7 protein-coding genes and 3 rRNA genes are annotated in these 12,781 nt (G+C 62.6%); 1 reads left to right on the top strand and 9 read right to left on the bottom strand.

Annotated features, from left to right (window positions below; translation table 11 throughout):
- Positions 1 to 3: 3 nt before the first annotated feature.
- The 6 genes from recN to OB895_RS00025 all read right to left on the bottom strand — a co-directional run bounded on the left by recN (position 4) and on the right by OB895_RS00025 (position 5,530).
- Entirely contained in the window at positions 4 to 1,719 is a 1,716-nt protein-coding gene (recN, locus tag OB895_RS00050) for a DNA repair protein RecN (protein ID WP_376708824.1), read from the bottom strand.
- Positions 1,692 to 2,606, bottom strand: coding sequence for an NAD kinase (locus OB895_RS00045; RefSeq protein ID WP_042541651.1), 915 nt, complete (start codon positions 2,604 to 2,606; stop codon positions 1,692 to 1,694). Before OB895_RS00045 ends, recN begins: the two co-directional genes overlap by 28 nt.
- Positions 2,603 to 3,400, bottom strand: coding sequence for a TlyA family RNA methyltransferase (locus tag OB895_RS00040; protein WP_311878570.1), 798 nt, complete (start codon positions 3,398 to 3,400; stop codon positions 2,603 to 2,605). The genes OB895_RS00045 and OB895_RS00040 overlap by 4 nt, the downstream gene beginning before the upstream one ends.
- Positions 3,397 to 3,573: a hypothetical protein gene (locus OB895_RS00035; RefSeq protein WP_164481691.1), complete on the bottom strand. Its 177-nt coding sequence runs from the start codon at positions 3,571 to 3,573 to the stop codon at positions 3,397 to 3,399. Before OB895_RS00035 ends, OB895_RS00040 begins: the two co-directional genes overlap by 4 nt.
- Before the next feature lie 62 nt (positions 3,574 to 3,635).
- On the bottom strand, positions 3,636 to 4,673 hold the full coding sequence (locus tag OB895_RS00030) for an HAD-IIA family hydrolase (RefSeq protein WP_311878569.1): 1,038 nt from the start codon (positions 4,671 to 4,673) through the stop codon (positions 3,636 to 3,638).
- Entirely contained in the window at positions 4,673 to 5,530 is an 858-nt protein-coding gene (locus tag OB895_RS00025) for a tetratricopeptide repeat protein (protein WP_311878568.1), read from the bottom strand. The genes OB895_RS00030 and OB895_RS00025 overlap by 1 nt, the downstream gene beginning before the upstream one ends.
- Before the next feature lie 6 nt (positions 5,531 to 5,536).
- On the opposite strand from OB895_RS00025, the gene OB895_RS00020 reads away from it, so the two are divergent.
- Positions 5,537 to 6,985, top strand: coding sequence for a hypothetical protein (locus OB895_RS00020; protein WP_311878566.1), 1,449 nt, complete (start codon positions 5,537 to 5,539; stop codon positions 6,983 to 6,985).
- Positions 6,986 to 7,030: 45 nt separating this feature from the next.
- Here the strand turns inward: OB895_RS00020 and rrf are convergent.
- The 3 genes from rrf to OB895_RS00005 all read right to left on the bottom strand — a co-directional run bounded on the left by rrf (position 7,031) and on the right by OB895_RS00005 (position 12,296).
- Positions 7,031 to 7,147, bottom strand: a 5S ribosomal RNA gene (gene rrf, locus OB895_RS00015).
- 106 nt (positions 7,148 to 7,253) lie between these two features.
- A 23S ribosomal RNA gene (locus tag OB895_RS00010) occupies positions 7,254 to 10,357 on the bottom strand.
- A gap of 414 nt (positions 10,358 to 10,771) precedes the next feature.
- Positions 10,772 to 12,296: ribosomal RNA gene (locus OB895_RS00005) — 16S ribosomal RNA — on the bottom strand.
- Together the 16S, 23S and 5S rRNA genes form the textbook arrangement of a ribosomal RNA operon.
- Positions 12,297 to 12,781 lie beyond the last annotated feature (485 nt).

Genomic DNA, 12,781 nt, shown 5'->3' with positions numbered 1-12,781 from the left:
CTATCAGGAGGTGGGGGTGCCGAGGCTGAGAAGTTCTCGGGCGTGGGTGATCGCGGCATCCGAATCGGTCAATCCGGACAGCAGTCGAGCCATCTCGGCCTCGCGCTCCTGACCCTCGAGACGACGGACACTCGATGCGGTGACTGCTCCGTCGTTGGATTTGACGACCGAGAGATGGTTGGTGGCGAACGCGGCGACCTGAGCCAGATGAGTGACTGCGATCACCTGCGACTTCTCTGCAAGTCGGGCGAGTCGGCGGCCGACCTCGATGGCTGCCGCACCGCCGATGCCGGCATCGACCTCGTCGAACACGAAGGTGGGCACAGGGTCTGTTCCGGCGATGACGACCTCGATCGCGAGCATGACCCGCGAGAGCTCACCACCCGACGCGCCCTTGCCGACGGATCGAGGTTCGGCTCCCGGGTGCGGGGCGAGCAGGATCGCGACATCGTCACGACCGTGAGCGCTCTCCGTGCCCGGTGTCACCGCGACCTCGAGGGTCGCGTCGGGCATCGCGAGGGCATGCAGCTCCTCGCTCACGGCGACCCCGAGACGCGCGGCGGCCTCGGTGCGCTCCGCCGTCAGGGCCTCAGCACGTGCATCGAGATCGGTGCGGGCGGCATCACGCTCGGCTTCGAGGCGATCGAGCCGCTCGCCGTCGTCGTCGAGCTCAGCGAGCCGCGTCGACCCCGTCTGCCAGAGCTCGAGAGCCTCGTCCAGCGAACCGTGCGCACGAATGAGCGTGCCCAGGGCTGCGCGGCGCTCTTCGACAGCCGCCAGCTCGTGCGGTCCTGTCTCATCGAGGTCGGCGAGGTATGCCGAGAGCTGCCCCGCGACATCGGCGATGCGGTAGCCGATATCGGCGAGGGCGGCCGAGATGTCGGTGAGCGCGGCGTCGGAGACGCGCTCGAGCGCGCGACGCGCTTCGGCGATCAGAGCCGATGCATCCGGTTCGCCTTCTTCGCTCGAGAGCGCGCTGTGCGCGAGTGACGCGGCGAGGCGCAGCTCCTCGGCGTTCGCCAGACGTTCTGCCCGTGCGGACAGCTCGACGTCCTCCCCGGGTTCGGGGGCAGCGGCTTCGATGAGTGCCAGCGCTTCACGGAGACGCGATGCCTCTTCGGCACGGCGGTCGCGGTTCTCGGTGATGTCGGCGATCTCGGCGTCCAGCTCGCGCCACCGGGCGAACGACGATGCGTAGGCGTCCAGCGCCTCGGCGATCGGCGCACCTCCGAAGCGGTCGAGGGCATCGCGCTGCGCCGCGGAGGAGCGCAACCTCAGCTGTTCGGACTGGCCGTGCACGACGACCAGCTCCTCGGCCAGAGCCGACAGCACTCCCGCCGGCGCCGCGCGTCCGCCGACGCTCGCGCGGCTGCGGCCCTCGGCACTCAGCGTGCGGGAGACGTACAGCTCGGCGACACCGGACCCCGCAGGCTCCAGCTCTCCACCGGCATCCGAGACGATGTCGGCGACGTCGCCCGTCTCAGGCACGATCCACACGCCGGCGACGGATGCCTGGGCTGCACCCGCTCGAACGGCTCCGGAGTCGGCGCGCTGCCCGAGCAGCAGGCCGAGGCCGGTCACGACCATCGTCTTGCCCGCACCGGTCTCACCCGTGATCGCGGTGAATCCGGCACCGAGGGGCAGCACGGCGTCGGCGATCACGCCGAGCCCCTGCATCCGCATCTCCTCGATCACGAAGCCGCCCCCTGTCCGCGCCATCCGGCGACCGGCAGCTGGAACTTGCGCACCAGACGGTTGGTGAACTCGGTGGGATGCAGGCGCGCGAGGCGCACCGGACGCGAGGACTTGCGCACCACGACCCGTGCGCCAGGAGGCAGGTCGTGGGAGCGGCGGCCGTCGCACCAGAGGATGCCGGCACCAGAGGTGCCCTCGAGCATCTCGATGGCCACGGCAGCGTCGGGGCTGACGACGAGAGGCTTGGCGAACAGAGCATGAGCTGACAGGGGCACGACCGCGATGGCTTCGACGCTGGGCCAGATGACCGGCCCGCCCGCCGAGAAGTTGTAGGCCGTCGACCCGGTCGGCGTGGACACGACCATGCCGTCGCAGCCGAAGCTCGACAGGGGCAGACCGTCGATCTCGAGCACGACCTCGATCATGCGCTCGCGGCTGGCCTTCTCGACCGTGGCCTCGTTGAGCGCGAAGGTCTCGTACACGACGGCGCCGTCGACGTCTTTGACGCGCACCGACAGCGCCAGGCGCTCTTCCACCTCGTAGTCGCGATCGATGACGCGTCGCACAGCGGCATCCATGTCGTCTCGATCGATCTCGGCGAGGAATCCGACGTGTCCCATGTTGATGCCGAGCACGGGTGCCGAGCAGCCGCGCACCAGTTCGGCGGCGCGCAGGATCGTGCCGTCTCCCCCGAGGACGATCGCGAGTTCGAGCTCGTCCTGCTGCACGGTCTCGCCGAGGATGTCGACGTCAGCGAAGTGCGGGTCGACCGCTCTCAGGTCACCGCTCTCATCGGGCGGGAGTACAGGCCGCGCACCGGCACCGCGGAGTTCGTCGATCACCTTGCGGGCCGCCTCGACAGTGGCCTCCCGGCCGGCATGGGCGACGACCAGGATGTTGCGCTCGTTCATCGTCTCCCTGCCAGTGCGTTGATGCGGTCTGACCATTCTGACGGATCGCTGCCTCGCGCCGGCGCGAGGTGCAGGAGATACTCCGAGTTGCCGTGCGTTCCGAGGATCGGCGAGGGCAGGATGCCGAGCATGCCCAGGCCGGCATCCCAGGCGCTCCAAGCCGTTCGTGCGACGGCATCCGCGCGCGTGGCCGGGTCGGTGACGAGTCCGCCGCGCACCGCGGTACGACCGACTTCGAACTGCGGCTTCACGAGCAGGACGATGTCTGCGCCGGCAGCGGCGACCCCCGCGACAGCGGGCAGCACGTGCTCGAGGGAGATGAAGGACAGGTCGCCGACGATGAGGTCGGGAGCGTCCGCTTCGCCCGTGACCTCCTGGAGATTCTCGGGAGTCATGTGACGGACGTTGTAGCCCTCGACGACCACGACGCCGGTGTCGGATGCCACGGCTGCGGCCATCTGGTCGTGGCCCACGTCGACGGCGAGCACGCGCCGCGCTCCGCGCTCACGAAGCACCTGGGTGAAGCCGCCGGTGGACGCGCCCATATCGAGCGCGAGGCGGCCGTCGGCAGAGATGCCGAATCCGTCGAGGGCGGCGATCAGCTTGTGCGCCCCACGACCGACGTAATGATCTGCGCCGGCGACAGTGATCTCCGCCGTGTCTGCGACAGATGTCGAGGCCTTCACCACGGGGCGGCCGTCGATGCTCACGAGACCGCCGGCGATGAGCGTGGCAGCATGCGTGCGCGAACGAGCGAGTCCTCGTGCGGCGAGGGCGGCATCGAGTCGCGTCATCGGGAGCCCGGCGCGTCGCGCTGGTCGAGCTTCGCGCCGCTGTCGAGGCGGCGCGACAGCTCTTCGTGAAGCCCGGAGTACGCGTCTGCTCTGGCAGCGAGAGGCTGCCCCTCGATCAGGCGCAGGCGACTCCACAGACCGTCGGTCGGTGCATTCGTCGTCTCATCACTCACGCCTCTACTGTACGCGGCGGCGCCGACACGTCGGCGGAGCCACGGCGGCGCGAAGGCGTCGGTCAGGGCCGGTGGAACGGGTCGTCGTAGAGACGCTCGGGCACGCGCAGCACGAATACCGGTGTTCCTGAGGCCCAGATCGCAGATGCGCCTGCCCGAAGCAGATCGATCTGCGACTCTCCCTCGGCGATGATCTCGACGTCGGCACCGACGACCCGCACGGATGCGCCGTTGACCGAGTGGACGCCGTCTTTCGACGTGACCTCCGGGTACGGCTGGTGCAGTTCGCGCAGGTCACTGAGGATGTACGTCGGACGCGACCCCTCCGGCGCGGCGAGTACGTGCTTCGGTCGGTCGATGCCGGTGAGCACGAGCGCGGAGTCGATGCCCGCGCGGACGGCTCCGAGGATGTCCGTGTCGAGACGGTCGCCGATGAACAGCGGCTTCTTCGCACCGAAGCGCTCTGTGGCCTCTTCGAAGATCGGCGTCTCAGGCTTGCCGGCGACGGTCGCGAGCCGACCGATTGCCGTGTGCACGGCAGACACGAGCGTGCCGTTGCCCGGGGCGACGCCGCGCTCGCGCGGGATCGTCCAGTCGGTGTTGGTGGCGATCCACGGGATGCCGCCATCCTCCTCGGGAACCTTCAGCGCGAAGGCCGCCTCGGCGAGATCCGTCCACGCGACCTCGGGGGCGAAGCCCTGCACGACCGCATCCGGAGCATCCTCGGCGCTACGAGTGACGGCGTAGCCCGCCTTCTCCGCCTCGTCGACGAGTCCCGCTCCGCCCACGATCAGAAGCGTGGCGGGTGGCGGGACGATTCCGGCGAGGAGCCGCATCGCAGCCTGCGGGCTGGTGATCACATCAGCGGGCGCGACGTCGAGGCCCAGGCTGCTCAGGTGCTCGGCGACCGACGCGTCTGTGCGAGATGCGTTGTTCGTGATGTACCCGAGCCGAGCAGTCGTCGCGGCGGCGTTGAGGCTCTCCACCGCATGCGGCAGAGCGCCCGGCCCCGCGTAGACGACGCCATCCAGATCCGCGAGCACGGCGTCCACGCCGTCGAGCGGGGTCCGCAGCGCAGGCTTCTTGGAGAACAGCCCCACTACGCCTCCTTCGACGAATCGGATGCTGTGAAGCCCTCGGTGGTCTCGTCGGCGCCATCGTCAGTGCCGGCAGCCGCGTCGCCTTCGCCGAGGAGCTCGCGGACCTCGTCGTCGATGGACGGCTCGGGCTCGACGTCAGCGTCGTCAGCCTGAGCGTCGTCAGCCTCGTCAGCCTCGTCGGCCTCGTCAGCGTCGTCGGCCTCGTCAGCAGCGTCAGCAGCGTCAGCAGCGTCAGCAGCGTCAGCAGCGTCAGCAGCGTCAGCAGCGTCAGCAGCGTCAGCGTCGTCGAACTCGCCTTCGATCAGGCCGTCCTCGATGATGATCTCCTCGTCGCCGGCCTCGTCGACGCCGAGCGCCTGGGCGGCGACCTCTGCGCGGTGGGCCCAGAACTCGGCTTCGTCAGTTCGTCCGAGGTCCTCGAGCACTGCTGCACGAGCGGCGAACAGCGCAGGGCTCCACTCGAACGCACGGTCGGGGTCGAGCTCGGGAATCTCGAGTTCGCCGAGCGCGAGCTCGAGGTCCCCCTGATCCAGGCGTGCACCCGACATCGCGATCGCCAGAGAGACGCGAACGGGCGTGCTGAGGGCAGCCCGGTCGACGGCGCGACCGGTCTCGAGGGCGCGGTCGGGGCGTCCGATGCCCCTCTCGCTGTCGACCATCAGCGCGATCTGGTCGTCCTTGCCGGAGATGCGACGATACGTCCGCAGCTCGCGAAGAGCCAGAGCGAAGTCCTCAGTGGCGTACGCAGTGATACCGAGCGTTTCGCGGACGATCGCGATACGGCCGGCGCGGCGAGACGCGGCGAGAGCGTGCTCGTGCGCACGGGCCGGATCCTCGTCGATGAGCTGAGATGCCATGGCGAGGTGACGCGCGACCAGTTCGGCGTTCTCCTTGCTGAGAGTCTTCAGCTCGTTGCGGGCAGAGGTGTGCAGGTCACGGGCTGTGACCTCATCCGGGATGTGCGGGTCGTTGAAACGCGGCCGATCACCGTCTGCCTGAATCGGACGTTCGCGGCCCGCTCCCCCACGCTGCGGGTAGGAACGCGACGAGTCACGTTCCTGTCCGGCGTCGCGGTTGTATCCACCGGAGCGCGGTGCGCCACCCTCACGGTTGTAGCCACCGGAACGAGGTGCGTCGTTGTCGCGGCGCGGTGCGCCACCGTCACGGTTATAACCGCCCGACCGAGGTGCGCCACCGTCGCGGTTGTATCCACCGGAGCGAGGAGCGCCACCGTCACGGTTGTACCCGCCCGAACGAGGAGCGCCACCGTCGCGGTTGTATCCACCGGAACGAGGTGCGTCGTTGTCGCGGCGCGGGGCGCCACCGTCGCGGCTGTACCCACCGGAACGAGGAGCACCGCCATCGCGGCTGTATCCACCGGAACGAGGTGCGCCACCGTCACGGTTGTACCCACCGGAACGAGGAGCACCACCATCGCGGTTGTACCCGCCCGAACGAGGAGCGCCACCATCGCGGTTGTATCCACCGGAACGAGGTGCGTCGTTGTCGCGGCGCGGGGCGCCACCGCCGCGGTTGTACCCACCGGAACGAGGAGCGCCACCATCACGGTTGTACCCGCCCGAACGAGGAGCGTCATTGTCGCGGCGCGGGGCGCCACCATCACGGTTGTAGCCACCGGAACGAGGTGCGTCGTTGTCGCGGCGCGGGGCACCACCATCACGGTTGTAGCCACCAGAGCGCGGTGCGCCACCATCGCGGTTGTACCCGCCCGAACGAGGAGCGTCATTGTCGCGGCGCGGGGCACCACCGTCACGGTTGTACCCACCAGAACGAGGCGCGCCACCATCACGGTTGTAACCGCCAGAACGCGGTGCGCCACCATCGCGGTTGTACCCGCCCGAACGAGGAGCACCACCATCACGGCTGTAACCGCCCGAACGAGAACCGTCATTGTCGCGGCGCGGGGCACCACCGTCACGGTTGTACCCACCGGAACGCGGTGCGCCACCATCACGGTTGTAACCGCCCGAACGAGGACCGTCATTGTCCCGGCGCGGGGCACCACCGTCGCGGCTGTACCCACCCGTACGAGGGGCACCACCATCGCGGTTATACCCACCGGAACGCGGAGCGCCACCATCACGGTTATACCCACCCGAACGCGGAGCACCACCATCACGGTTGTATCCGCCCTCGCGTCGGGGCGCGTCATCACGACGCGGACCGCCGCTGCGGTTCTGATCCGAGCGCCCTCCGGAAGGTCGGTGACCGCGCGATCCATTGTCGTCGTTGCGACGCGGACGGCGCTCTTCCTCTTCCGGCATGATGCTCCCTGTTCTAGATGTTGTTAACGCAAAATGGCCACCCAACGATGGGTGGCCATTTGCTTAAAAGAAGTCCGGCGGTGTCCTACTCTCCCACAGGGTCCCCCCTGCAGTACCATCGGCGCTGTGAGGCTTAGCTTCCGGGTTCGGAATGTAACCGGGCGTTTCCCTCACGCTATGGCCGCCGAAACACTATAGATGTTTCAATCAAAACACATAACAAAGTCATTGTCATGCGGTTCTCGACCGTACATCGAGAACCACTCAGTGGACGCGTAGCACCAACAAACGGTGTGTTATCAAGTCATCGGCTTATTAGTACCAGTCAGCTGCATGCATTACTGCACTTCCACATCTGGCCTATCAACCCAGTAGTCTGGCTGGGAGCCTCTCACCCGAAGGTATGGAAATCTCATCTTGAGGCCGGCTTCCCGCTTAGATGCTTTCAGCGGTTATCCATCCCGAACGTAGCTAATCAGCGGTGCTCCTGGCGGAACAACTGACACACCAGAGGTTCGTCCAACCCGGTCCTCTCGTACTAGGGTCAGATCCTCTCAAATTTCCTACGCGCGCAGCGGATAGGGACCGAACTGTCTCACGACGTTCTAAACCCAGCTCGCGTACCGCTTTAATGGGCGAACAGCCCAACCCTTGGGACCTACTCCAGCCCCAGGATGCGACGAGCCGACATCGAGGTGCCAAACCATGCCGTCGATATGGACTCTTGGGCAAGATCAGCCTGTTATCCCCGAGGTACCTTTTATCCGTTGAGCGACAGCGCTTCCACAAGCCACTGCCGGATCACTAGTCCCGACTTTCGTCCCTGCTCGACCTGTCAGTCTCACAGTCAAGCTCCCTTGTGCACTTACACTCGACACCTGATTGCCAACCAGGTTGAGGGAACCTTTGGGCGCCTCCGTTACTTTTTGGGAGGCAACCGCCCCAGTTAAACTACCCACCATGCACTGTCCCTGAACCGGATTACGGTTCGAAGTTAGATATCCAGAGTGACCAGAGTGGTATTTCAACAATGACTCCACATGAACTGGCGTCCATGCTTCACAGTCTCCCACCTATCCTACACAAGCCACACCGAACACCAATACAAAGCTATAGTAAAGGTCACGGGGTCTTTCCGTCCTGCTGCGCGTAACGAGCATCTTTACTCGTAATGCAATTTCGCCGAGTTCGCGGTTGAGACAGTTGGGAAGTCGTTACGCCATTCGTGCAGGTCGGAACTTACCCGACAAGGAATTTCGCTACCTTAGGATGGTTATAGTTACCACCGCCGTTTACTGGGGCTTAAATTCTCAGCTTCGCCTTGCGGCTAACCGGTCCTCTTAACCTTCCAGCACCGGGCAGGCGTCAGTCCGTATACATCGTCTTGCGACTTGGCACGGACCTGTGTTTTTAGTAAACAGTCGCTACCCACTAGTCTCTGCGGCCTCCAAACGCTTTCGGAGCAAGTCCTAATACGTCGAAGGCCCCCCTTCTCCCGAAGTTACGGGGGCATTTTGCCGAGTTCCTTAACCACGATTCTCTCGATCTCCTTGGTATTCTCTACCTGACCACCTGAGTCGGTTTGGGGTACGGGCGGCTGGAACCTCGCGTCGATGCTTTTCTTGGCAGCATAGGATCATCCACTTTCTATCCGCATCGTGTCTCAGCCTATGTGAGAGACGGATTTGCCTATCTCTCGGCCTACGCACTTGCACCGGGACAACCATCGCCCGGCTGGACTACCTTCCTGCGTCACACCTGTTAATACGCTAACCGCACCAGAATGGGGTCGTGCGCTAGGCCCAACGCGTCACCCCGAAGGGATCAGTCACTGGGATTCAGACACTTAGCACTACTGGATTAGCTTGGGCGGTTCTTCGCCGGTACGGGAATATCAACCCGTTGTCCATCGACTACGCCTGTCGGCCTCGCCTTAGGTCCCGACTTACCCAGGGAAGATTAGCTTGACCCTGGAACCCTTGGTCTTTCGGAGGACGTGTTTCTCACACGTCTTTCGCTACTCATGCCTGCATTCTCACTCGTGTAGCCTCCACGGCTGGTTTACACCGCCGCTTCGCTGGCCACACGACGCTCTCCTACCCATCAACACGGCTGGACCACGAAGGCCTACCAATAATGTCAATGCCACAACTTCGGTGGCGTGCTTGAGCCCCGTTACATTGTCGGCGCGGAATCACTTGACCAGTGAGCTATTACGCACTCTTTCAAGGGTGGCTGCTTCTAAGCCAACCTCCTGGTTGTCAAGGCAACTCCACATCCTTTCCCACTTAGCACGCGCTTTGGGACCTTAGTTGGTGGTCTGGGTTGTTTCCCTCTCGACTATGAAGCTTATCCCCCACAGTCTCACTGCTGCGCTCTCACTTACCGGCATTCGGAGTTTGGCTGACGTCAGTAACCTTGTAGGGCCCATCGGCCATCCAGTAGCTCTACCTCCGGCAAGAAACACGCAACGCTGCACCTAAATGCATTTCGGAGAGAACCAGCTATCACGAAGTTTGATTGGCCTTTCACCCCTATCCACAGCTCATCCCCTCAGTTTTCAACCTAAGTGGGTTCGGTCCTCCACGACGTCTTACCGTCGCTTCAACCTGGCCATGGATAGATCACTTCGCTTCGGGTCTAGGACATGCGACTGAATCGCCCTATTCAGACTCGCTTTCGCTACGGCTACCCCTCAACGGGTTAACCTCGCCACATATCGCTAACTCGCAGGCTCATTCTTCAAAAGGCACGCTGTCACAGCTACTAAGGCTGCTCCAACGGTTTGTAAGCAAACGGTTTCAGGTACTATTTCACTCCCCTCCCGGGGTACTTTTCACCTTTCCCTCACGGTACTTGTCCGCTATCGGTCATCTGGGAGTATTTAGGCTTATCAGGTGGTCCTGACAGATTCACACGGGATTTCACGGGCCCCGTGCTACTTGGGATACTCTTCGCGCCAAGGGTGGCATTTCGACTACGGGGTTGGCACCCTCTATGACCGGCCTTTCAAGACCGTTCGTCTATACCATCTTGTAACGCCGCCATCTCGGCAGAGATGACTGAAAAGTCCCACAACCCCCAACGTGCAACGCCTGCCGGCTATCACACACGCTAGGTTTAGCCTGTTCCGGTTTCGCTCGCCACTACTAACGGAATCGCGGTTGCTTTCTCTTCCTGTGGGTACTGAGATGTTTCACTTCCCCACGTTCCCTCTACCCGCCCTATATATTCAGGCGGGAGTCACTAGGTCGGCACGCCGCCCAGCGGGGTTTCCCCATTCGGACACCCTCGGATCAAAACTTGCTTATCAGTTCCCCGAGGCTTATCGCAGATTGCTACGTCCTTCTTCGGCTCCAGATGCCAAGGCATTCACCGTTTGCTCTTAAAGACTTGATAAATCACATGAGTTTGAATCAGAATCGACACCAGGCACAGGGCCTGGCTTGAAATTGACTAATGATCTTTAAGATCATCTTGTGCAACCGATCAAAGATCAGTTGCAAGATGCTCGCGTCCACTGTGTAGTTCTCAAAGTACGGGCGGTACCCCTTCCCGCCTCCCCCACAGGGGAAACAACAAGAGGCCCAGAGGTACAGAAACGATCCGAAGATCGCATCCGGTCCCTCAGGACCCAACAGCGTGCAGACACCCCGCTCACGAAGCCCCACTTTCCAACCAACCCGAAGGTCAGCGTACTCACGAGACTCAGCTGCGCTGATGTCATGTCAAATGTTCCACCCATGAGCTCCCAGCGAGAAACGAACGTCCTCGATCTGGGTTCTGGACTCCGAAGAGTCAGATGCTCCTTAGAAAGGAGGTGATCCAGCCGCACCTTCCGGTACGGCTACCTTGTTACGACTTAGTCCTAATTACCGATCCCACCTTCGACGGCTCCCTCCACAAGGGTTAGGCCACCGGCTTCAGGTGTTACCGACTTTCATGACTTGACGGGCGGTGTGTACAAGACCCGGGAACGTATTCACCGCAGCGTTGCTGATCTGCGATTACTAGCGACTCCGACTTCATGAGGTCGAGTTGCAGACCTCAATCCGAACTGGGACCGGCTTTTTGGGATTCGCTCCACCTCGCGGTATTGCAGCCCTTTGTACCGGCCATTGTAGCATGCGTGAAGCCCAAGACATAAGGGGCATGATGATTTGACGTCATCCCCACCTTCCTCCGAGTTGACCCCGGCAGTATCCCATGAGTTCCCACCATTACGTGCTGGCAACATAGAACGAGGGTTGCGCTCGTTGCGGGACTTAACCCAACATCTCACGACACGAGCTGACGACAACCATGCACCACCTGTTTACGAGTGTCCAAAGAGTTGACCATTTCTGGCCCGTTCTCGTATATGTCAAGCCTTGGTAAGGTTCTTCGCGTTGCATCGAATTAATCCGCATGCTCCGCCGCTTGTGCGGGTCCCCGTCAATTCCTTTGAGTTTTAGCCTTGCGGCCGTACTCCCCAGGCGGGGAACTTAATGCGTTAGCTGCGTCACGGAATCCGTGGAATGGACCCCACAACTAGTTCCCAACGTTTACGGGGTGGACTACCAGGGTATCTAAGCCTGTTTGCTCCCCACCCTTTCGCTCCTCAGCGTCAGTTACGGCCCAGAGATCTGCCTTCGCCATCGGTGTTCCTCCTGATATCTGCGCATTCCACCGCTACACCAGGAATTCCAATCTCCCCTACCGCACTCTAGTCTGCCCGTACCCACTGCAGGCCGGAGGTTGAGCCTCCGGATTTCACAGCAGACGCGACAAACCGCCTACGAGCTCTTTACGCCCAATAATTCCGGATAACGCTTGCGCCCTACGTATTACCGCGGCTGCTGGCACGTAGTTAGCCGGCGCTTTTTCTGCAGGTACCGTCACTTTCGCTTCTTCCCTGCTAAAAGAGGTTTACAACCCGAAGGCCGTCATCCCTCACGCGGCGTTGCTGCATCAGGCTTGCGCCCATTGTGCAATATTCCCCACTGCTGCCTCCCGTAGGAGTCTGGGCCGTGTCTCAGTCCCAGTGTGGCCGGTCACCCTCTCAGGCCGGCTACCCGTCGACGCCTTGGTGAGCCATTACCTCACCAACAAGCTGATAGGCCGCGAGCCCATCCCCAACCAATAAATCTTTCCAGTAGCTGACCATGCGGTCGCCACTCGTATCCAGTATTAGACGCCGTTTCCAGCGCTTATCCCAGAGTCAGGGGTAGGTTGCTCACGTGTTACTCACCCGTTCGCCACTGATCCCACAGAGCAAGCTCCGTGTTCACCGTTCGACTTGCATGTGTTAAGCACGCCGCCAGCGTTCATCCTGAGCCAGGATCAAACTCTCCGTAAAAAAGAAATGCATACGACACCGGGAAAACGGTGACGCAGCGAGTTTGATGCTGACCAAAGAGACGAATTCATTGCTGACTTCATCCGAATGCCAACCCCACAAGGAGGTTGGTCTTTGATCCAAAGGAATTCTCACCCAGCCGAAGCTAGACGAGGATAATTTGGCATTTGACAAGTGCACGCTGTTGAGTTCTCAAGGATCGGATGCTCCCACGACCCAGTCATCACAACCAGGCCCGAAGGGCAACTTCTCTATCTTAGCCATCCCGTCCCGCTTGTCAAGTCAGCGCGCCGTGCGGATCTTGGATCCGATGCGCAGCCGATGACAGCCGCAGAGGGGGTGGATCTCCCATCCTAGGCGCAAGCGCCTGTTCTCACAAGTGAGTGGATCGGGAGGTGGTTCTCCGCTTGAGGGGGGTGAGGCTCTCGGCCTCTCCGCTTCCCTGTGGGGCGAACAAGTAATAAGTTACGTGGGTTTCCGGGGTC

Source organism: Microbacterium forte (genome assembly GCF_031885415.1).
Lineage (GTDB): Bacteria > Actinomycetota > Actinomycetes > Actinomycetales > Microbacteriaceae > Microbacterium > Microbacterium forte.
This window is presented reverse-complemented; position numbering and strand designations above follow the sequence as displayed.